Here is an 18,944-nt window from a genome sequence, read left to right on the forward strand (position 1 = left end):
TCGACACCGCGGCACGGAGCCGGAACGGTCCCGTTACGCCTCGACGGCCTCGATCAGCAGCTCCGCCACGTCGACGATCTCCACGTCGTCCTCGAAGTCTCCGGTCTTGCGACCGTCCTCGAACATCGTCGTACACATCGGGCAGGCGACGACGAACTTCTCTATCGCCGCGCCCGCGTCGGTGTCCTCGACCGCCTCGCGGAGCCGTTCCTCGCTCGGTTTCACCGCCTCGTCGTGTTCGGTCCAGAGCCCGCCGCCGCCCCCGCCGCAGCAGAACGAGTCGTCGCGCGAGCGCGGCATTTCGTACAGCTCCGCGCCCGTCGCGCGGATCAGCTCGCGGGGGGCCTCGTACTCGTCGTTGTACCGGCCGAGGTGACAGGGGTCGTGGTAGGTGACGGTGTAGTCGAGCTCGTCGCCCGACAGGTCGAGCCGGCCGTCGTCGACGAGCCCCTCGACGACCTGCGTCCAGTGGAACACGTCGACCTCTCCGTCCGGGTTCCACGGCTCCTCGCGGTCGAACGGCATCATCGGGTCGTCGGCGAACTCCGCGAAGTCGACCTCGGGGTACTCGTTTTTGATCGTGTTGTACGAGTGCGGGTCGGTACAGACGATATTCTCGAACTCGCAGTCCGCGAAGGTCTCGACGTGGTGCCCGGCGAGTTCGAGGTAGAGGAACTCCTCGCCGATCCGGCGGATGTCGTTGCCGTCCGTCTTCTCGTCGTCGAACAGGATGCCGAAGGACACGTCCGCCTCGTCGAACAGTCGGGCGAGCGCGCGGGCGACCTTCTTGTTTCGGTCGTCGAAGCTCGGGTAGTCGCCGACGTACCAGAGGTACTCGACCGACTCCTCGCGGGCGTCGGGCACGTCGACGGAGTCGTCCAGCTCGTCCGCCCAGTCGCCCCGAGCCGACTGCGACTCGCCGAAGGTGTTCCCCTTCCCCATCACGTCCTGAAACACGTCCTGGAGGTTCGAGTCGACCGCCCCCTCGTCGACGAGCTGGCGGTTCATCTTCGTGAAGGAGGTGAGGTGTTCGATGTCGACCGGGCAGGCGTCCATACACGCCATACAGGACATACACGACTCCATCGACTCGGCGTCGATCACGCCGCCCTCGTCGGCGACGATGGGGACGGTTCCGCCATCTGCGCTCGCGACCCCGCCGTCGGTCGCGATCGGGCCGTTCCCACCGCCCGCTCCGGCCACCGGATCGTCGCTGACGGACTCGCGGTACGCCTTCAGGTCGAGGATGACGTTCCGCGGGTCGAGGTTGCGGCCGACCGTGTCGGCGGGGCAGGCGTCGGTACAGCGGCCGCACTTCGTACAGGCGTCGCCGTCGAGCAGCTCCTTCCACGTGAAGTCCTCCAGCGACTCCGCGTTGGTGTGATCGAGGTCCGCGGGGACGTTCGGGAGCCGCGCGCCCGCCTTCTCGTCGCGGACGACGACGTTGGCGAACGAGGAGATCATGTGGAACGGCTTCGCGTACGGGATCCACGCGACGAACGCGAACGCCAGCAGCGAGTGGCTCCACCAGAGGACGCCGTAGACGGCCTCCGCGCCCGCCGCCGTGAGCCCCGCCGCCTGCAGCCCGGTGGCGAGCGCCATCCCGACGAAGCTCACCGTCTCGGTCGCCCGCCCCGGCTGGCCGACCATGCTCACGCCCTCGACGAGGAAGCCGCCGACGCCGAGCAGGAACAGGGTCCAGAGGAACGCGTCGTCCTCCAGCGAGGTGTGTTTGCCCCAGAGCCGCCCCTCGCGGCTCCGGTAGCGCCGGTAGCCGGCCATGCCGACGCCGACGACGAACAGCAGGCCGAACGCGTCGACGGCGAACTGGTAGGCCAGATAGAAGTCGCCGACCCAGAACGACTCGCCCGTGAGCGGGCGGTAGAGGTCGATGTCGATCCCGAGGATGGTCGTCGCGACGAGCAAGACGAGGAAGCCCCAGAGGACGAACGTGTGCATCACGCCGGCGTACAGGTCCCCGTCGAACTGGTTCTCGTTCGAGAGGACCGTCTTCGTCGCGGCGACGGCCCGACCGGGGAGGTTCGAGAGCCGATCGCGCGGGTCCGCGCTCCCGCGGGCGTACGCGGCAAAGCGCGCGTAGACGCCGTAGAGGAACACCAGGACCGCGACCGCGGCGAGCCAGTAGAACGCGGCCTTCCCGACCGGACCGACCGTCCAGAAGGTCTCGCGGGTGGCCGCCTGTAGGGGAGTCATGATCGATCACCGGGATACGGTCGGGTTAAAACTTGCCACAACGCGGAGTTCGTCGCTCGGCGTTCACGCGGTTTCGGGACGCCGCGCCGGCGACGGCGGTCGGCTCACGCGACCCGCAGGAGCGCGGCCGCGAGCAGGGCGGCCGCGAGCGCGAGCGCCGGGGCGTCGACGCGGCGGAACGCCAGCCGCGGGAGCGTCGGGTTCCACGCGAAACACCGGGCGACGAGCGCCGTTCCGAGGCGGTCGGCGCGCCCGAACGCCCGGTTTATCCCCGCGACGGCGACGATCCGCATCCGGTCGCGGAGCGGTCGCTCGCCGCCGCCGCGGGCCCGCATCGCCTCGCGCGCGGACAGCAGGTCTCGCTTCAGCAGGGGCAGGAACCGGAACACGAGGGCGACGCCGACCCCGAGGAACTGCCCCGGCTTTCCCGGGACCGTCCGCTGGACCGCCGCGCGCGACTCCCGGACCGGCGTCGAGCGGACGTACGCGGCCGCGACGACGAGTATCAGCAGGACGCGGTAGCTCGCCAGCCCGGTCGCGGCCGCGTCGCCGAGGTCGAACCACGGGTCGCCGGGGGTCGCGCCCGCGACGAGGGGCGCGACGAGCAGGAAGGGGAGCGCGAACCGATACGCCCAGAGGTCCCGCGGCCCGCCCCCGGCGAGCGCGAGGCAGCCGGCCGCCACGAGCGTGAGGACGGCGAGTCCGCGAGGGGCGGTGTACGCGTACGCGACGACCGCGAAGGCGACCTGAACGAGGAGCTTCGACCGGGGGTCGAGCCGGTGCGCGAACGCGTCGTCGGGGACGTACGAGAGGGTCACGGCGGCTCCGTCCGTCCCGGCGACGGGTCCTGCCCCGCCTCGAAGGCGGCCGGCACCCGCACGTCGAGGCCGGGGAGGTCGGCGACCGCGCGCTCTGGGGGCGCGTCGACGGCGACCCGCCCGTCGGCGAGGCCGACGACGCGGTCCGCGAGCGCGAGCACGTCGCGCAGGTCGTGGGTGACGACGACGACCCCGACGCCGTCGGCGCGGAGGTCGCGGAGCCGAGCCACGACGGACCGCCGTGCGGGCTCGTCGAGTCCGGTGAACGGCTCGTCGAGCACGAGGTGGTCCGGCTCCATCGCCAGCGCGCCCGCGATCGCGACGCGCTCGCGCTCGCCGCCCGACAGCGACGCGATCCGGTCGTCCCCGCGGCCTCGCATGTTCACGGCGTCGAGCGCGGCGTCGACGCGGCGGTCGATCTCGGCGCGGTCGAGTCCGAGGTTCTCCGGCCCGAACGCGACGTCGCCGCCGACGGTCGCTGAGACGATCTGGTCGCGGGGGTCCTGAAAGACCATGCCGACCGCGGTTCGGGCGGCGAGGGCGTCGTCCGCGACCGGGGTCCCGTTGACCGCGACCGCGCCCTCGTCGGGGTCGACGAGCCCGTTGAACGTCCGCACGAGCGTCGTCTTGCCGGAGCCGTTCGCGCCCGCGATCGCGACGAACTCGCCGTCGGGAAGCGACAGCGAGACGTCGTCGACGGCGACGACGCCGGAGTCGGGGTCGCCCTCCGCACCCGGGCCGCCGCCGCCGTACCGCACGGTGAGGCCGTCGACGTCGATCACGGCGTCAGGCCGCGGTGATCGCGTCGGACCGGACGATCCCGACCGCGGCGGCGATCTTCGCGGCCTCCGCCGGCAGGAACACCACCGCGCCCTGGAAGACCGCCTCGCCGAGCGCGAGGTCGAGCGAGAGGACCAGTCCGACCACGCCGAGCGCGTAGATGACGAGCGTGCCGACGACCGTCGCGGCGAGGAGCGTCGGAAGGCGGACGGCGTCGAGGTCCCGGAGCGCGAGGCCGCGGTGGACGATCCCGCCGACGAGCGCGGCCGCGATCGGGTACGACCAGAGGTAGCCCGCGCTGTCTCCGACGAGCGCGGCGAACCCGGCCGAGCCGCCGGCGAACACCGGCGCGCCGAGCGCGCCCGCGAGGAGGTAGAGGGCGAGCGCGAGGCCGCCCCACAAGGGGCCGAGGAAGATCCCGGCGAGGAAGACGCCGAGCACCTGTAGCGTCACCGGCGCGGGAGACAGCGGGAACGGGAACGATACGTACGCGAACGCCCCGACGAGCGCCGCGAACAGCGCGGCGCGCGCGAGGTTCGTCGCCGCCTCGTCGCCGACGAGGTCGACGGACTCTGTGTTCGTTGCCATACCTGAACGGACTCGTAAACTCACTTGAACGTAATGGTTTACGAGTCGGCCGGGTCGGTGCTGGCCCCGGATCGGCGGCCCCGGTACTACTCTGATAATCCACGGATAATAACGTTCATAGCCGCGCGACGTTCACGACGCGAGTATGCCCAAGATAAGCGTCGAGATCCCGGCGGAGCTGCTCGCCGACCTCGACGAACACGTCGGCGACGACGGGAAGTTCGTGAACCGAAGCGACGCGGTGCGCGCGTCGATCCGCAAGAACCTCGACCTGCTCGACGAGATCGACGCCCGCCACGACCGGCTCGACGACGACGCGTCGGCGACGGGGAGCGAGGCGACGGAGGACGCCGATGAGTAGCCGGGCCGGGGAGGCGAGCAGTCCCTTCCGGACCGACCCGCTGGACCGGTCGGCGGTCGCGGCGGTGGCGCTGATCACGCTGTTCACGGTGGCGCTGGCGACCTCGCAGCTCACCGCCGCGAAGGTGCTCGCCCTGCCGCTCCCGTTCGCGCTGCCGGTCGTCGGCCCGGAGATCACGCTGCCGGGGGCCGCGCTCGCGTACGCGCTGACCTTCCTCGCGTCGGACTGCTACGCGGAACTGTACGGGCGGCGCGCCACGCAGGTCGTCGTCAACGTGGCGTTCCTCGCGAACTTCCTCGTGCTGGCCCTGGTGTGGTCGACGCTCGCAGCTCCCGGGGTCGACCCCGAGGTGTCGGCCGCCTTCCAGACCGCGCTCGGCCCGGCGGCGAACGTCGTCGTCGGCAGCCTGCTGGCGTACGTCGTCAGCCAGAACTGGGACGTGTTCGTCTTCCACGCGATCCGCGACCGAACGGGCGAACGCATGCTGTGGCTCCGCAACCTCGCGTCGACGGCGACGAGTCAGGCGCTGGACACGGTGATCTTCGTCGGCGTCGCCTTCTACGCCGCCCCGATCCTGCTCGGCGTCGGGTCCCCGCTCCCCGGGAGCGTCCTCCTCGGGCTCGGTATCGGACAGTACCTCCTCAAGCTCGCGATCGCCGTGCTGGACACGCCGGTCGTCTACCTCGTCGTCGGAACGGTCCGGAACCGAACGCCGTAGCCGACTCGGCCGAGCGGCCGACGGACCGGGGTTCCACGAGCGCAAGAGACTTACCGCCCGCTCCCGTGTGAACCGTAAGCATGGATCTTCGCGTACAGGGGGACGTTCCCCCCGACCCGTTCCTCGGTGCCGCGGACCTCTTCGAGACCGAGCACTCCGTCGAATCGCCGGTCCGCGTCGTGGTCCGCGACGACCCCGACGAGCGGACCTGGGCCGGTCACTACGACGACCACCACGTCCTGAACGTCTCGCGGCGAGCCGCCACGAGCGCGATGGCGCGCGAACTGGCGATCCACGAGCTCGCGCACATGGCCCGCTACGAGGAGGGCCACCCCTCGCACCTCCAGTCGACCGAGGAGGCGCTGTACCTCGGGCTCTCCGGGGAGAAAGTCGAGCGCCGCAAGCTCGCGCACTGTTACCAGATCGCGAACCACATGAAAGACATCTACGCCGACGACATCACGCTCTCGGTCGCGCCCGCCGACAAGCTCCTCGGGTTCCTCGAATCGACGCTGGCGGCCGCCGTCGCGGACCGGCCCGACGTGTCGCGCACCGGCTCGCCGCCGGTGACGGCCGGGGCCGACCCGGAGATCACGGCCGTCAACGCCGCGTTCGCGCTGGCGCTGGTCGAGCGACACGACATCGCCGGCCCCGACCACCGGATCTACGACCTCGCGCGGGCGGCCGGCAGCGACACCGACGCCGTCGACGTGGAGGCGTTCAAAGAGCGGTTCCTCGACCTCGGCCACGACCCCTCCGAGAGCGACTACCGGAAGGCGCTCGTCGCGGCGGCCCGCGCATACGCCGTTTAAACAGAAATCCGACCGCGGTGGCGCGCGCCTCCGAGCGGCCGCCGGGGGCGGCCGCGAGGAGCGCGTGCGAGGGACGCGGCGACCGAAGCGAAGCGAAGGGAGCCGCGAGGCTGGGGAGGTATGAGGTGCTGTGCGGAGCGGTGCGGGGCGGGGTTCGAAGGGGCAGTCGCAAGGCGGACGGAGGCGTTCACGAGAGCGAAGCTCTCGTGAGCCAATCAGAACGCGAAGCGTTCTGATGACGACGCAAGCACCGCAGGAACGAGCGGAGCGAGTGACGAGGAGCGCAGCGAGCGTGCGCCCGCCTCGCGGCCGGGGCTTCAGCGGTCGTGTTCGGATCGGTGACTGCGTATCGCCGAGCGGCCGGGGCTTCGGCGGTCGTGTTCGGATCGGTGACTGCGTATCGCCGAGCGGCCGGGGCTTCGGTGGGTAATAAACGGCCGACAGACCCCTCGAAAGGACCAGCAGCTACGTCCTACTCCGCGTCGCCGCCGGCGGACTCGCCGTCGGCCTCCGCGACCGCGTTCTCGTCGACGGCGTCGGCCGCCTCGACCGGAGTGGTCGAGTCGTCCGCCGCGCCCGCCCCGTCGAGGACGGTCACGCGGGCGGACATGATCCGCGTGTTGTCGACGCGCTCGATGCGGATCCGGATGCCGTCGAACTCGATCTCCTCGCCCTCCTGAACGAGCCGCCCGGCGCGGTTGAACACGAAGCCGGCGAGCGTCTCGAACTCCTCGCCCTCCGGGAGGTCGATCCCGAGGATCTCGTTGACCTCGTCGATGTTCACCTCGCCCTGGACGACCGCGACGTTGTCCTCGACGAACTCCACGGGGGCCTCCTCGTCGCCCTCTAAGATTTCGCCGACGATCTCTTCGACCATGTCCTCGAGGGTGATGATCCCCTCGGTGGTGCCGAACTCGTCGATGACCGTCACCATCTGGAGGCGGTTGTCCTGCATCTCCGCGAGCAGCTCGTCGGCGTTCTTCGACTCGGGGACGTGGAGCGTGGGCTTGACGACGCGCTCCAGGGAGGGCGTCCCCTCGGAGTAGCGCAGTTCGCGGACCAGATCGCGGACGGTGACCACGCCGATGATGTTGTCGAGGTTCCCCTCGTAGACGGGGACGCGCTCGTGGTCGGCCTGGATACACGTCTCGATCGCCTCCTCGACGGAGTCCTCCTTGGCGACGGCGGTGACGTCGAGCCGCGGCGTCATCACCTCCTTGGCGATGGTGTTGTTGAACCGGAAGATGCGGTCGAGCATCTCCCGTTCCTCCTCCTCGATGACGCCCTCCCGTTCGCCGGTCTCGATGATGTCCTGGATCTCGTCGCGGGTGACGTACGTCGACTCGATGGCCGCGGAGCCGCCGATGAGGGCGTTGACCCCCTTGACGATGTAGTCGAAGAGGACGACGAGCGGGTACAGCGCGTACTCGGAGAGCTTCAGCGGGCGGGCGATCCGGAGCGCCCACGACTCGGTGTTCTCGACGGCGTACGACTTCGGCGCGCTCTCGCCGAAGATCAACACGAGCGTCGTGATCCCGAACGTCGTCGCCAGCACGGACTGCCCGCGCGAGAGGTAGATCCCGAACAGCGCGGTCGCGATGGAGGTCATCGCCACGTTGACGATGTTGTTGCCGACGAGGATCGTCACCAGCAGGCGGTGAGGGTTCTGTTTCATGTCGCGGATCGTCTCCGCGCCCGTCACTCCCTCGTCGACGAGGCTGTCGATGCGGTGTTGCGGCAGCGAGAACATCGCGATCTCGGACGAGGAGAAGAACGCCGAGAGGCCGACCAAAAGCAGGATCGCGACGACCCCGAGGGCGGTCACGACGCCGTCACCCGGCATCGGTATCTGGAGGACGTCGACCACCGCTGCGCTAGACGACAAGCCCATATTCGTTTGTCATCCGTCGCCCCGCGATTAAAGCGTTCCCTTCGGCTACCCTCACCCGAGGGTGCCGCTGCCGACACGATTACCCGTCTCGCGGGCGAATCGAGGCGCATGAGCGAGCCACAGATCACCCTGTACCGGCTCCAGGCGTGTCCGTTCTGCGAGCGCGTGGTCCGGACGCTGAACGAGCTGGACCTCGAGTACCGCTCCCGATACGTCGAGCCGATGCACTCCGAGCGCGACGTCGTCAAGCGCGTCTCCGGCGCGCGGAGCGTCCCCGCGATCGTCGACCGGGAGACCGGCGTCACGATGTCGGAGAGCGCGAACATCGTGGAGTACCTGAACGGGACGTACGGCGAGGGAGGTGCCTGAGATGGTCGACTTCGACGTCGTCTCCCTGCCGGAGACCGACCACGTCGCCGAGGGCGAGGTCGCGCCCGACTTCACCCGCCCGCTCGTGAACGACGAGTACTGGGAGGACCGCGCGCTCGCCGACGCCGTCGACGGGCCGACGCTCCTGCTCTTCCACCCGATGGACGGTGCCTTTCAGGGGACGTACCTCTACAACACCGTCGACGACCACGGCTGGGCCGCCGACGTGGACGTCCTCGGGGTCTCCATCTCGACGCCGTACGCTCACAAGCGCCTGCTCGCCGACCGCGGCGACGGCGTCCGGGTCTTTTCCGACCCGGGCGCGGGCGTCATCGAGGAGTACGGGCTCGCCCACGACATCGACGGCATGACCGGTATCACGGAGAGCCGGCCGGCCGTGTTCCTCCTCGACGCCGACCGCACCGTCGAGTACGCGTGGGTCGCGGACGAACACCCCGCGTTCCCCGACGCCGAGGCGATCGACGACGCGGTCGCCGACCTCGTCGACTGAGCGGCCGAACGCTGCCGGTCGGTCCGGATATCGCACACGCGTCACCCTTTTTCAACTCCGCGACGAACGGACGCGCGTGACCGCCGACACGAGCGACGACCGGCCGGATCGAACCGAGGCGCTGCGCGCGGCGGCGACCGCCGTCGAGCGCGGCGACCTCGTCGTGTACCCGACCGAGACGGTGTACGGGCTGGGCGCTGACGCGCTCGACGCCGCCGCCGTCGAACGCGTCTTCGAACTGAAGGGGCGGGACCGAGACGATCCCCTCTCGCTCGGCGTCGCGAGCGTGGACGACGCGCTCCGGTACACCCGACCGACCGAGTTGGCCGTCGCGTTCGCCCGGGCGTTCCTCCCCGGGCCGGTGACCGTCGTCGTCGAACGCGACGACCGGGTGCCGGACGCGCTCACCGCCGGCCGCGACCGCGTCGGGATCCGCGTGCCGGACCACGACATCGCGCGGGCGCTGCTCGCCGAGACCGGCCCGCTCACCGCGACGAGCGCCAACGTCTCCGGGACGGGCAGCGTCACGCGTCTCGACGGACTCGACGGCCGGATCCGAGAGGGGGCCGCCGCCGTGATCGACGGGGGCGAGACGCCCGGCACCGAGAGCACGGTCGTCGACCCCGAGGCCGGGGAGATCCACCGCCGCGGCGCGATGGCCGGTGCCATCGAGGCGTGGCTGGCGGAACCTCCGGTGGACGGGTGAGGAGAGCTGAAAAGGGCCGGGTCGGAGCTTCGCGTCCGGTCAGACCGAGAGTTCGCCCTTCGCTTTGATCACGTCGAGGTCCTCGGCGTCGACGGTCTCGACGTCGAGCCAGTGCGGGACATACTCGCGTTTGTCGTAGGCCTCCCGCTCCGCTTCGGTGCCGACCGTACACCAGAGCTGCGGCTCGTCCGGGCCGTGCCAGCCGCCCTGAACGTTGATGCCGAAGCACACCAGCTCCTCGCCGTCGTGTTCGATCACCGCGTCCCGCCGGATCCCCGGGTCGCCGCGGACGATGAGGTGTTTCATGTGCCGGCGTTCGCGTGTTCCGGGCTTAATCGCTTCGATACCGCGGGTCGGACCGGGGGCCGCTCCCCGCCGCGCGAGCGGGGCCCCCTCACCGCCCCGCGTCGAGTTTATCACCCCGCGTCGAACTCACCAACCCGCGTCGAGGTCGGCGACGAGCGCGTCGAGGATCGCCCGGGTCGTCTCGGCCACGATCGGTTCGAGCGCGTCGGGGTCGCTGTTCGTCGGGTCGCCGAGCCCGCCCAGTTCGGTCACCTCGTCGAAGTACTCGTAGCTCCGGGTCTCGGGCAACTCCGCGGCCTCCTGCGGCTCTTTCCTCTCGGTGCGAACGAGGTCCGGGCGGTACAGCTCGACGAAGCTCGTCTCGTGGTCGCCGGCGTGGCCCCACCCCTCGCCGTACGCCGACTCCAGGTCCTCCCGCGCGAAGTCGGTCCAGTGGACGAAGTGGACCGTGAGGTCGGTGTCGCGGCCGAGCCGGTCGGCGGCGACCGACAGCGGCTCGCGGTTCCCGCCGTGGCAGTTCAGAAGGAGCAGTCGGTCGACGCCGTGCGCCGCGACCGACTCGCCGATGTCGCGGACCACGTCGACGTACGTCTCCGTCGAGAGCGTGACGGTCCCCGGGAACCGCATGTGGTGTTCGGACTGGCCGTACGGCAGCGGCGGGAGCCGCAGGAGGTCGAGGTCGGACTCGTCGGCGGCGTCCACCAGCTCGGCGGTGAGGTGGTCCGCGCGGAGCGTGTCGGTCGACACGGGGAGGTGCGGGCCGTGCTGCTCGATGCTTCCGGTCGGGAGGACCGCGAAGTCGGCGTCGTCGACCGCCGCGTCCGCCTCCTCCCACGTCATGCCGGACAGGTCGGCGTCCGTCTCTGGCATGGGGAAGCGTCCGAAACCGAGCGAGGAAAGGTTCTGGGTAGCGGCGAGGGCGAGCGAGCGGACCGACGGCCCCGTCGCTTCAGCCCGAGTAGTAGTACTCGCCGTCGCGCTTCTGCTGGCTGTCGAGCTGCGACCCCGGCTTGTTGATCCGGGGGCGGCCGGTGCGCTCGTCGCGGCGGAAGGTGATGTCGAGGTCGGCGAGGAAGTCGTTCATCCCGGCGCGCATCTCCTGCGGCGGCGCGGCGCGCCCGCGCTCGGCCGGCTCGCCGTCGAACACCATCAGGCGGTCGGCCAGCAGGTCGATCATGTAGATGTCGTGGTCGACCACCATCACGGTCGCGTCGTGGTTCTCGGCGTAGCGGCGGATCGCGGTCGTCGCCCGCACGCGCTGTTCCACGTCGAGGTGCGCGGAGGGCTCGTCGAGGAGGTACAGGTCGGCGTCCTCGGAGAGGCACGCCGCGATGGCGACGCGCTGGCGCTCGCCGCCGGAGAGGTCCGAGAGGTTCTGCTCCATCACGCGTTCGAGCTGGAGCGGCTGGGCGATCTCCGTGTTCCAGTACGAGGAGCCGAACTCGTCGGTGATGGACGCGAGGAACGCGTCGACGCGCATGTGCTGATCGATGTCGATGTACTGCGGCTTGTAGGAGATGTCGAGCGCGAAGTCGAGTTCGCCCTCGTCGGGCTCTAGGTCGCCGGTGAACAGCTTCGCGAGCGTCGACTTCCCGATCCCGTTCGGGCCGACGACGCCGAGCACCTCGGAGCGGTTGATCTCGCCGCCCTCGACGTGAAGCTCGAACTCCCCGTCGCCGTACGACTTCGTCAGGTCGGGGTACTCGATCAGCGTCTCGCTCCGGGAGGCGACTCGCGGTGCGTGCTCCTCGAAGGTGATCGCCGACGGGCGGATCCGCATGTTCTCGTTGTCGAGGTAGCCCTTGAGGTACTCGTTGATCCCGTTGCGGACCGACTTCGGGTCGGTGATGACCCCGTACGCGCCCGGCTCACCGTACGCGACGTGGAGGGTGTCGGCGAGGAGATCGAGGATGGCGAGGTCGTGTTCGACGACGAGCATCGAGCGGTCCGCGGCGTCGTCCGCCAGCTCGCGGATGAGGCGGGCGACGATCATCCGCTGGCCGATGTCGAGGTACGGCGTGATCTCGTCGAGGAAGTAGAAGTCGGCGTCGCGCGCGAGACACGCCGCGATGGCGACGCGCTGGAGCTCGCCGCCGGAGATGGAGTCGATGTCCTGGTCCATCACCGGGCGGATGTTGAGCCGGTCGACGAGGTCGTCGAGCGCCCCGCGCTCGTCGGTGCGCTCCAACAGCTCCCGGGTGTTGCCGTCGAACTGGTTCGGGATCTGGTCGACGTACTGCGGCTTGCGCGCGACGGTCACCTCGCCGTCCTTCAGCGATTCGAGGTAGTTCTGGAGCCCGGTGCCGCGGAAGCGGTCGAGCACGCACTCCCAGTCGCCGTCGGCCGCGTGGTCGCCGAGGTTCGGCACCATCTCGCCGGCGAGCGCGTGGACGGCGGTCGACTTCCCGATCCCGTTCGGCCCGAGGATGCCGGTGACGCTGCCCGGCTCCGGCGTGGGGAGCCCGTACAGCGAGAAGGCGTTGTCGCCGTATCGGTGGACCGGGTCGTCGTCGAGTTCGGAGGGGAGGTTGATGATCTCGATGGCGTCGAACGGGCAGGAGTTGACGCAGATGCCGCAGGTCTCGCCCAGACAGATCTCCTCGGAGATGTGGATCTGTTCGGGGTCGCCCTCCGCCGCGTCCTCGCCCCGCTTCGTGATACACTCCTTGCCCGTCCGGTTGGGCGGGCAGTCCTTCATACACTCGTAGTTACAGCGGTCGGGCTGACACCGGTCGAGGTCCACGACCGCGATGCTGTCGTCGGCCATCTCAGACCCCCAGATCGACGGCCGAGGTCAGCAGCACCGTGTAGCTGATGAACCAGAGGGTGAACGTGAGAAACGCCACGTAGAGGTTGTCCTTGATGCCGAGGTCACCGACGCCGACCGCCTTGAACACCGGGTACTGGACGATGACGAACGCGCCCAGCACGAAGACCGCGGTGGTGCTCGCGGCGGCGGCGGGGTCGGTCCCGACGTAGGCGGCCGAGACGAGGCCGGCGGCGATGCCGGCGAGACAGCAGATGGTCGTGACGACCACGCCGCGGGCGTGGTCGGACAGGCCCGAGTCGTCGCTCATGCCTTCGGATCCGCGAGCGCACGTGAAAAACCGTTCGTTCCGGGCGTCGGCCGGTTGCGTCCGAGCCGATCGCGGGGCCGATCCGAGTCGCCCGTCGGGTGCGCGCCGCCGCGGCCGAGGCGCGCGCGAGCCGAATCGCTGACTGACTGGTCAGTCTAGCGGGCAAAAACCGGGTATTATTACTGGTTTTGAACGCAAAATGCGGCGTATATCTCCGGTAAACGGCGTTTTCGCGGGGTTGCTCCATCAACATTTATGAGCGTGTGCGGTTTCGAACCGTAACGATGGAAGGAACCCAAACGGAGGGCCTCGACGACCTCCCCCCGAGCGCCAAACTCGTCTTCAAGGTGCTCGAATACAACGGACCGCTGACCCAGAAGGGGATCGTCCAGGAGTCGATGCTGTCGGCGCGAACCGTCCGATACGCGCTCGAACGGCTGGAGGGCATCGGCGTCGTCGACGAGGACGTCTACTTCGCGGACGCCAGACAGAACCTCTACAAGCTCACGGAGCCGGCACAGGAGTTCACCGCCGACGAGAGCGAGGCCTCCTGTACGGCCGACTGACGCGTCACCGTCGATCGCTCCGATCTCTTCGTCTTTCGTGCCGACGGTCCGGAGCGGCGCGTGCCGGTCGCTCCGAGCGACTACTCCGGCGGCTCCGCGTCGGTCTCCCGCGCGCCGCGGACCGCCGCGGCGATCGTGAGAGCGACCGCGACCGACAGCGCCGACGTGGCCGCCAGCACGAACGCCAGGAGGAGGAACCAGACGTCCGGCCCGAACAGCGGGTACTCCCGCGTGTCGATCACCGGACCGAGCAGTTCGAGCGTGCGGACGAGGTACAACAGCACCGCGAGCAGCGCGCCGACCGCCGCCCCGACCCGGGCGTTGCGGTAGAACGACAGCGACTCCAGCAAGACCAGCATCGGGGGTTTCGATGGCTCGTCGCTCACGTCAGGGTGTACGGCCGGCGGCCGCAAAGAGCCATCGGAACGGAGCGGTCCGACGCGGTTCCTCACGATCGAAACGGACGTATGAGGGCCTGACAGCGTTAGTGGCAGGCGTCAAGTGGGTCGACCGAGAAGCGCGGCGTATGCCCCGAGTCGTGCTGTCGGCGTTCCCGATGATAGACCCGGAGACGTACCGCGAGGTCCTCGCCAGCGCAGTCGACGAGCCGGTCGAGATCGAGGTCGCGGAGCTGGGCTCGACCGAGCGGCTGATCGAGGCGGCCGCCAACGCCGACGCGGTCGTCACCGACATCAACACCCCGGTGACGGAGGCGGCGCTGGAGGCCTCGGACCTCGACGTCGTCGTCCGCTCGGCCGTCGGCGTTGACAACGTCGACGTCGCGGCGGCGGCGGAGCGCGGCGTCACCGTCACCCGGGTCCCCGACTACTGCACCGAGGAGGTGGCGACCCACTCGGTCTCGCTACTTTTCGCCTGCCTGCGTTCGCTGAAGCCGTACGACGGCGCGGTCGACGACGGCGGGTGGGGCTGGGAGGCCGGCGAGCCGATCCGGCGCGTGAGCGCGTCGACGATCGGCCTGCTCTCGTTCGGCCCGATCGCGGAGCGCGCGGCCGAACAGCTCTCCGGGTTCGACGCCGACCTCGTCGCGTACGACCCGTTCGTCGACGCCGACGAGATGGCCGAGCACGGCGTCGAGAAGGTCGACTTCGAGGGGCTGTTCGACCGCGCCGACCACGTCGGCGTCTACGCGCCCCTGACGGACGCGACGCGGGGGATCGTCGACGCGGACGCGCTGGGGCGGCTGAGCGAGGACTCGGTCCTCGTCAACGTGAGCCGCGGGCCGGTGGTCGACGCCGACGCCCTGCTCGACGCGCTGGAGACTGACGGCATAAAGGCGGCCGGGCTCGACGTGCTCGAAGAGGAACCCCCCGAGGACGACCCGCTCGTCGGCCGCGACGACACGCTCGTCACGCCGCACGCGGCGTGGTACAGCGAGGAGGCGAAAGACGACCTGAACCGGAGCGGCGCGGCCGACGTGGCGGCCGTCCTCAACGGCGAGACGCCGGACGGCCGGGTCGACCCCGACGCCGACTGGCTGTAAGCGGGCGGGTCAGGGAAACGAGAACCGGGCGCTACAGGCGGTCGAGCGCGTCGAAGTCGTCGCCGTCTTCGTCTCCGGCGTCGAGGTCGTCTCCGCCGAAGTCGTCTCCGCCGAGGTCGTCTCCGCCGAGGTCGTCTCCGCCGAGGTCGTCTCCGCCGGAGTCGTCGCCGTCGGTCGGGTAGCTCGCGTCGAGTCCGGCGGCGAGGCCGGGACCGAGGTCGTACGTGTCCCGGACCGTCTGCGCGAGGACGCCGTCGCGGTCGAAGACGACGTAGACGGCGACGAACTCGTGTGCCGCCGGGCGCAACGCGAACACCTCCCGCGGGTCGTCGTCCTCGCGGGAGTCGTTCACGCGCGCGACGAGCGGCTCGATCGGGAGCCGGCCCGACCGGACCTCCTCGAAGGTGTCGCCGCTGGGGCCGTCCGCGAAGAGGTACAGCGCGCCGTTGGGGTCGCCGTCGTTCGAGCGGGTCGTGATCGAGCCGACCGGCTCCCCCTCGGCGCGGATCTGCTCCCAGGTCTCGACGGCCGCCTCGAACATCCCCTCTACCCCGTCGGCGAAGCGGAACCGCGTCTCGCGGACGACCTCGACCTCGCGGAAGCGGGCGGAGCCGTCGGTCCACGCGAGCGTCGCGTCGACGACGAAGCCGGGGCGGAGCCCGTCGACCGCGTCCGCGAGGTCGCCCTCGTACCCCTCCGCGGCCGCGTACAGGGGGTCGTACCGGTCCTCGGCGTCGGGGTCGGTCGGGTCGACCGGGCCGTCGGCGAGCTCGACGAGGACGAACTCCTCGGCGTCGGCCGTCGGGGTCGAGTCGGTCCCCGCGTCCGCGTCGCCGTCGATGTCCGGCCGCTGGCGGCGGTCGTGGACGCGGAACCGGCCGCTCGTCGTCGGGTCCATACCCGACGGTGGGGCGGCGGGCGGAAAAGCCGGTCGGAAGCGAGCGGACCGACCGAAGAGGCGGTCGGAAGCGAGCGTACCGGCCGAAGAGGCGGTCGGAAGCGAGCGGACCGACCGAAGATACAGGCGGAAGCGCCCCCACGGCGGGGCGTGAATCGCCCGCGGATCCGTGTCGTTATGGGGCGGGCGGCCCAAGGAATCGGCAAATGGGGATCCTCGAGGACAAGTCGAACGCCCGGCTCTTCTACAAGTACCTCTCGAAGGTGTACGACCAGATTAACAGCTTCAACTGGAACGAGGAGATGCGCGCGGAGGCGCTCTCGTGGCTGGAGTTCGGCGACGACCCGAAGGTACTCGACGTGGGGTGTGGCACCGGGTTCGGCACCGAGGGGCTGCTCGAACACGCCGACGACGTCCACGGGCTCGATCAGAGCATCCACCAGATGGAGAAGGCGTTCGAGAAGTTCGGGCGACACGACCGCGTGAACTTCTACCGCGGGGACGCCGAACGCCTCCCGTTCCGCGACGACGCGTTCGACGTGGTCTGGTCGTCCGGGTCGATCGAGTACTGGCCGAACCCCGTCGAGGGACTCCGGGAACTCCGTCGCGTCGCGAAGCCCGGCGGACAGGTGCTCGTCGTCGGTCCCGACTACCCGCACAACCCGGTCCTCCAGCGGGTGGCCGACGCGATCATGCTGTTCTACGACGCCGACGAGGCCGACCAGATGTTCGCCGAGGCCGGCTACGAGGAGTTCGAACACCACATCCAGCAGGCCACCCCGCAGAGCCCGCGAGCGATCACGACCGTCGCTCGGGTCCCGGGCGGCGACGAGGCGGACGACGCGGACGGCGACGAAGCCGACGGCGACGAGACGAACGCCGACGAGTAGCGCGTCGCCGACGCCGCGAGGACGTTCTCATTCGGACTCGACGACCGTCTCCAGCGACGCGACCGGTTGCCCGTCGACCGCGATCTCGACGGTCACCGTCCGGCCCGGCGCGAGCGTCGGGTCGTTGGTCCCGGCGACGCGGAACGTCGCCGTGTCGCCGGCCCGCCACGCGTCGTCGCTGGCGGCGTTGAACGGGCCGGTCGGCCCCGGACGGAACCCGGCCGCCGAGAAGAACGGGACCGGCGGCTGCTCGTCGAGCGGTTCGCCGTCGACGCGGACGCGGACCGTCGCGGCCGCGACGTCGATCGGGTCGCCGCCGCGGTGGTAGATCGAGACGCGGTCGTCGGTCGCTGACAGCGACAGCACCGCCGACGGTGCCGGTTCGGTCGGCGCGTCGAGCGTCGCGGTCGCGACGCCGCCGGCCAGCACGACCGTGATCGCGATCAGCAGCACGCCCGCGACGGGAGCGATTCCGCGACCGCCGCGGCGAACGACTGGTGACACGGCGGTGGTGGCGCGGGTTCGTACATAAGGAGTCGCACGCCCGGTCGGCTCGGTCCGGGAGGGGGATCACTCGTCGCCGACCGGCCTCGGCGTCGGGAGCGGGTCGATGTCGCCGACGACGACGACGCGGGGCTCGTCGACGACCGTGATGCGGTACGTCTCGGACGGGGAGAGCGTCCGGACGACCCCGGCCCCGTTCGTCGTGCCGATGGCCTGACTGTCGCCGTCGCCGACCGACTTGGTGACCGTGACGCCGGGGACCGGCTCGCCCGTCTCGTCGTCGAGGACGGTGACGGTCACCGGGCCGCCGGGGTAGGTCCGCTCGACCGTGACGTTGAACCCGTCGCCGCTCTCCGAGACCGGTTCGCTGTCCGGGAACGCGGCCAGATCGATCCGCTGGTGTTCGACGAACACCCGCTCGGTCCCCCCGCTGACGAAGGTGCGGAGGGTGCCGAACTCGTGGGGGATCGTGATCCGCTGGACCGCGCCCGCGCCGAACGCGTCCGGCTCGCGGAGCGCCGCCGTCTCGGGGTACGCGGCCTCGGTGACCTCGATCGCCAGATCGTTCGAGATGGGGCCGCCGCCGCGGTCCCAGCGGTCAGTCCGGAAGACCTCGCGGACGTACTCGCCGTCGACGGCGGTCGCGAGCACGACCGCGCCCTGACTCGACGCGACGTACATGTCGGTCTGAGGCGACTCTCCCCTGGCGGTCGCGAGCGCCTGCTCGCGGACGGGGCCCTCGTACACCTGTAGCGCCACCTGTAGCTCGTCGAGCCGGCTCGGGGAGCTGAAGCCGTCCGTCGCCTCGGCGAGCGTGTCGATCTCGTCGAGGCGCTCGTCGTACTCGCGGGCGGTCGCCGCGATCCGGACGAGTTCGTCGACCAGTTCGCGGTCAGACAGTTCCCCGGCGGCGTGCGCGGCGAAGGCGTTCGCCTGTCGGCTCTCGAGCGCCACCTCCGCGCGCTCGATCCGGTTGATCTCCGCGAGGATCTGCTGTTGGCGCTCGACGGTCGAGTCGGCGTCTTCGATCCGACTGACGACGGCCGCGGTCTCCACCGCGGCGTCGGCGTCCGCGGTCGCGAACCCGAGCGACGAGCCGAGGTCCGGTCCGCGCGAATACGTGCTGACGCGCGCCTCCGCGCCCGGCGGCGTCGACAGGGTGCGGAGCGTGAGGTTCGCTCTGTCGACCTGCGGTGTCGACATCTGTTCGGCGAGGGACGACGACCCGGAGGAGGAGGTCAAACCGGATGGGGCGGTCGAACCGGGAGAGACACTCGGTCCCGGGGAGACGCCGGAATCGTCGACAGCGCCCGGGTCGGAGGGGACGGTCGAACCGCCGGACGACGGGGACGCGCCCGGCGCGGCGACGGTCGCGACCGGTCCCGCGAGCAACAGGACCGCGACGACGGCGGCGAGGAGGGCTCTCATCGTCCG

General features: G+C 70.3%; 22 protein-coding genes. 9 read left to right on the forward strand and 13 right to left on the reverse strand.

Annotated features, from left to right (window positions below; all coding sequences use genetic code 11):
* Nucleotides 1–33: 33 nt before the first annotated feature.
* The 4 genes from NAF06_RS03240 to NAF06_RS03255 all read right to left on the reverse strand — a co-directional run bounded on the left by NAF06_RS03240 (nt 34) and on the right by NAF06_RS03255 (nt 4,400).
* Nucleotides 34–2,214, reverse strand: a complete 2,181-nt coding sequence (locus NAF06_RS03240; RefSeq protein ID WP_008582042.1) for a (Fe-S)-binding protein — start codon at nt 2,212–2,214, stop codon at nt 34–36.
* 104 nt (nt 2,215–2,318) lie between these two features.
* Nucleotides 2,319–3,032, reverse strand: a complete 714-nt coding sequence (locus tag NAF06_RS03245; protein WP_008582044.1) for an energy-coupling factor transporter transmembrane component T family protein — start codon at nt 3,030–3,032, stop codon at nt 2,319–2,321.
* On the reverse strand, nt 3,029–3,814 hold the full coding sequence (locus NAF06_RS03250; protein WP_008582046.1) for an energy-coupling factor ABC transporter ATP-binding protein: 786 nt from the start codon (nt 3,812–3,814) through the stop codon (nt 3,029–3,031). The genes NAF06_RS03245 and NAF06_RS03250 overlap by 4 nt, the downstream gene beginning before the upstream one ends.
* Nucleotides 3,815–3,818: 4 nt before the next feature.
* Complete coding sequence (locus NAF06_RS03255; RefSeq protein WP_006629633.1) at nt 3,819–4,400, reverse strand: biotin transporter BioY; 582 nt, start codon at nt 4,398–4,400, stop codon at nt 3,819–3,821.
* Nucleotides 4,401–4,545: 145 nt separating this feature from the next.
* Between NAF06_RS03255 and NAF06_RS03260 the strand changes: the two genes are divergently transcribed.
* The 3 genes from NAF06_RS03260 to NAF06_RS03270 all read left to right on the forward strand — a co-directional run bounded on the left by NAF06_RS03260 (nt 4,546) and on the right by NAF06_RS03270 (nt 6,291).
* A complete protein-coding gene (locus NAF06_RS03260; protein ID WP_008582049.1) occupies nt 4,546–4,761 on the forward strand; it encodes a ribbon-helix-helix domain-containing protein in 216 nt (71 codons plus the stop codon).
* Nucleotides 4,754–5,479: a queuosine precursor transporter gene (locus tag NAF06_RS03265; RefSeq protein WP_008582052.1), complete on the forward strand. Its 726-nt coding sequence runs from the start codon at nt 4,754–4,756 to the stop codon at nt 5,477–5,479. The genes NAF06_RS03260 and NAF06_RS03265 overlap by 8 nt, the downstream gene beginning before the upstream one ends.
* Nucleotides 5,480–5,559: 80 nt before the next feature.
* Complete coding sequence (locus tag NAF06_RS03270) at nt 5,560–6,291, forward strand: DUF5781 family protein (RefSeq protein WP_008582054.1); 732 nt, start codon at nt 5,560–5,562, stop codon at nt 6,289–6,291.
* 472 nt (nt 6,292–6,763) lie between these two features.
* Here NAF06_RS03270 and NAF06_RS03275 read toward each other — a convergent pair whose 3' ends face one another.
* A complete protein-coding gene (locus NAF06_RS03275; protein WP_049908608.1) occupies nt 6,764–8,182 on the reverse strand; it encodes a hemolysin family protein in 1,419 nt (472 codons plus the stop codon).
* Nucleotides 8,183–8,290: 108 nt separating this feature from the next.
* Here NAF06_RS03275 and NAF06_RS03280 point away from each other — a divergent pair, with 108 nt between their 5' ends.
* The 3 genes from NAF06_RS03280 to NAF06_RS03290 all read left to right on the forward strand — a co-directional run bounded on the left by NAF06_RS03280 (nt 8,291) and on the right by NAF06_RS03290 (nt 9,768).
* Nucleotides 8,291–8,551 carry a glutathione S-transferase N-terminal domain-containing protein gene (locus NAF06_RS03280; protein ID WP_008582060.1) on the forward strand — a complete coding sequence of 87 codons (261 nt, stop codon included), beginning with the start codon at nt 8,291–8,293 and terminating at the stop codon, nt 8,549–8,551.
* Nucleotide 8,552: 1 nt separating this feature from the next.
* Nucleotides 8,553–9,062, forward strand: coding sequence for a redoxin domain-containing protein (locus tag NAF06_RS03285; protein WP_008582063.1), 510 nt, complete (start codon nt 8,553–8,555; stop codon nt 9,060–9,062).
* A gap of 76 nt (nt 9,063–9,138) precedes the next feature.
* Entirely contained in the window at nt 9,139–9,768 is a 630-nt protein-coding gene (locus NAF06_RS03290) for an L-threonylcarbamoyladenylate synthase (protein ID WP_008582065.1), read from the forward strand.
* Nucleotides 9,769–9,807: 39 nt separating this feature from the next.
* On the opposite strand, the gene NAF06_RS03295 is transcribed toward NAF06_RS03290, so the two are convergent.
* From NAF06_RS03295 to NAF06_RS03310, 4 genes are all read right to left on the reverse strand, one after another.
* Nucleotides 9,808–10,074 carry an HAH_0734 family protein gene (locus NAF06_RS03295; protein ID WP_008582067.1) on the reverse strand — a complete coding sequence of 89 codons (267 nt, stop codon included), beginning with the start codon at nt 10,072–10,074 and terminating at the stop codon, nt 9,808–9,810.
* Between the two features lie 126 nt (nt 10,075–10,200).
* Nucleotides 10,201–10,944: a creatininase family protein gene (locus NAF06_RS03300; protein WP_008582069.1), complete on the reverse strand. Its 744-nt coding sequence runs from the start codon at nt 10,942–10,944 to the stop codon at nt 10,201–10,203.
* 79 nt (nt 10,945–11,023) lie between these two features.
* Nucleotides 11,024–12,841 (reverse strand): ribosome biogenesis/translation initiation ATPase RLI, encoded by a 1,818-nt coding sequence (locus NAF06_RS03305; RefSeq protein WP_008582071.1) that lies wholly within the window; start codon nt 12,839–12,841, stop codon nt 11,024–11,026.
* Between the two features lies 1 nt (nt 12,842).
* Nucleotides 12,843–13,151, reverse strand: a complete 309-nt coding sequence (locus NAF06_RS03310; RefSeq protein WP_006629623.1) for an EMC6-like membrane protein — start codon at nt 13,149–13,151, stop codon at nt 12,843–12,845.
* 284 nt (nt 13,152–13,435) lie between these two features.
* Between NAF06_RS03310 and NAF06_RS03315 the strand changes: the two genes are divergently transcribed.
* A complete protein-coding gene (locus NAF06_RS03315) occupies nt 13,436–13,717 on the forward strand; it encodes a MarR family transcriptional regulator (RefSeq protein WP_004598013.1) in 282 nt (93 codons plus the stop codon).
* 80 nt (nt 13,718–13,797) lie between these two features.
* Here the strand turns inward: NAF06_RS03315 and NAF06_RS03320 are convergent, their stop codons facing one another.
* On the reverse strand, nt 13,798–14,103 hold the full coding sequence (locus tag NAF06_RS03320) for a DUF7536 family protein (protein WP_425601823.1): 306 nt from the start codon (nt 14,101–14,103) through the stop codon (nt 13,798–13,800).
* Between the two features lie 140 nt (nt 14,104–14,243).
* Here NAF06_RS03320 and NAF06_RS03325 point away from each other — a divergent pair, with 140 nt between their 5' ends.
* Nucleotides 14,244–15,218, forward strand: a complete 975-nt coding sequence (locus NAF06_RS03325) for a C-terminal binding protein (protein ID WP_008582078.1) — start codon at nt 14,244–14,246, stop codon at nt 15,216–15,218.
* Nucleotides 15,219–15,249: 31 nt separating this feature from the next.
* Here NAF06_RS03325 and NAF06_RS03330 read toward each other — a convergent pair whose 3' ends face one another.
* Nucleotides 15,250–16,116 carry a DUF6663 family protein gene (locus NAF06_RS03330; protein ID WP_008582080.1) on the reverse strand — a complete coding sequence of 289 codons (867 nt, stop codon included), beginning with the start codon at nt 16,114–16,116 and terminating at the stop codon, nt 15,250–15,252.
* 206 nt (nt 16,117–16,322) lie between these two features.
* Here NAF06_RS03330 and NAF06_RS03335 point away from each other — a divergent pair, with 206 nt between their 5' ends.
* A complete protein-coding gene (locus NAF06_RS03335) occupies nt 16,323–17,006 on the forward strand; it encodes a methyltransferase domain-containing protein (RefSeq protein ID WP_008582082.1) in 684 nt (227 codons plus the stop codon).
* Between the two features lie 27 nt (nt 17,007–17,033).
* Here the strand turns inward: NAF06_RS03335 and NAF06_RS03340 are convergent, their stop codons facing one another.
* Together NAF06_RS03340 and NAF06_RS03345 are read right to left on the reverse strand one after the other, a co-directional pair.
* Nucleotides 17,034–17,477 (reverse strand): type IV pilin N-terminal domain-containing protein, encoded by a 444-nt coding sequence (locus NAF06_RS03340; protein WP_049908613.1) that lies wholly within the window; start codon nt 17,475–17,477, stop codon nt 17,034–17,036.
* 99 nt (nt 17,478–17,576) lie between these two features.
* Nucleotides 17,577–18,938, reverse strand: a complete 1,362-nt coding sequence (locus NAF06_RS03345; RefSeq protein ID WP_008582086.1) for a DUF7096 domain-containing protein — start codon at nt 18,936–18,938, stop codon at nt 17,577–17,579.
* Between the last annotated feature and the right edge of the window lie 6 nt (nt 18,939–18,944).

Origin of the sequence: Halorubrum hochsteinianum (assembly GCF_023702125.1) — an archaeon.
Classification (GTDB): Archaea; Halobacteriota; Halobacteria; order Halobacteriales; family Haloferacaceae; genus Halorubrum; species Halorubrum hochsteinianum.

Excerpts from the sequence above, each read along its gene's own strand:
- NAF06_RS03260 (WP_008582049.1), top strand. The coding sequence starts at position 4,546 with ATGCCCAAGATAAGCGTCGAGATCCCGGCGGAGCTGCTCGCCGACCTC.
- NAF06_RS03335 (WP_008582082.1), top strand. The coding sequence starts at position 16,323 with ATGGGGATCCTCGAGGACAAGTCGAACGCCCGGCTCTTCTACAAGTAC.
- NAF06_RS03310 (WP_006629623.1), bottom strand. The coding sequence starts at position 13,151 with ATGAGCGACGACTCGGGCCTGTCCGACCACGCCCGCGGCGTGGTCGTC.
- NAF06_RS03325 (WP_008582078.1), top strand. The coding sequence starts at position 14,244 with ATGCCCCGAGTCGTGCTGTCGGCGTTCCCGATGATAGACCCGGAGACG.
- NAF06_RS03295 (WP_008582067.1), bottom strand. The coding sequence starts at position 10,074 with ATGAAACACCTCATCGTCCGCGGCGACCCGGGGATCCGGCGGGACGCG.
- NAF06_RS03270 (WP_008582054.1), top strand. The coding sequence starts at position 5,560 with ATGGATCTTCGCGTACAGGGGGACGTTCCCCCCGACCCGTTCCTCGGT.
- NAF06_RS03305 (WP_008582071.1), bottom strand. The coding sequence starts at position 12,841 with ATGGCCGACGACAGCATCGCGGTCGTGGACCTCGACCGGTGTCAGCCC.
- NAF06_RS03285 (WP_008582063.1), top strand. The coding sequence starts at position 8,553 with ATGGTCGACTTCGACGTCGTCTCCCTGCCGGAGACCGACCACGTCGCC.
- NAF06_RS03275 (WP_049908608.1), bottom strand. The coding sequence starts at position 8,182 with ATGGGCTTGTCGTCTAGCGCAGCGGTGGTCGACGTCCTCCAGATACCG.
- NAF06_RS03315 (WP_004598013.1), top strand. The coding sequence starts at position 13,436 with ATGGAAGGAACCCAAACGGAGGGCCTCGACGACCTCCCCCCGAGCGCC.
- NAF06_RS03330 (WP_008582080.1), bottom strand. The coding sequence starts at position 16,116 with ATGGACCCGACGACGAGCGGCCGGTTCCGCGTCCACGACCGCCGCCAG.
- NAF06_RS03265 (WP_008582052.1), top strand. The coding sequence starts at position 4,754 with ATGAGTAGCCGGGCCGGGGAGGCGAGCAGTCCCTTCCGGACCGACCCG.
- NAF06_RS03345 (WP_008582086.1), bottom strand. The coding sequence starts at position 18,938 with ATGAGAGCCCTCCTCGCCGCCGTCGTCGCGGTCCTGTTGCTCGCGGGA.
- NAF06_RS03300 (WP_008582069.1), bottom strand. The coding sequence starts at position 10,944 with ATGCCAGAGACGGACGCCGACCTGTCCGGCATGACGTGGGAGGAGGCG.
- NAF06_RS03280 (WP_008582060.1), top strand. The coding sequence starts at position 8,291 with ATGAGCGAGCCACAGATCACCCTGTACCGGCTCCAGGCGTGTCCGTTC.
- NAF06_RS03240 (WP_008582042.1), bottom strand. The coding sequence starts at position 2,214 with ATGACTCCCCTACAGGCGGCCACCCGCGAGACCTTCTGGACGGTCGGT.
- NAF06_RS03255 (WP_006629633.1), bottom strand. The coding sequence starts at position 4,400 with ATGGCAACGAACACAGAGTCCGTCGACCTCGTCGGCGACGAGGCGGCG.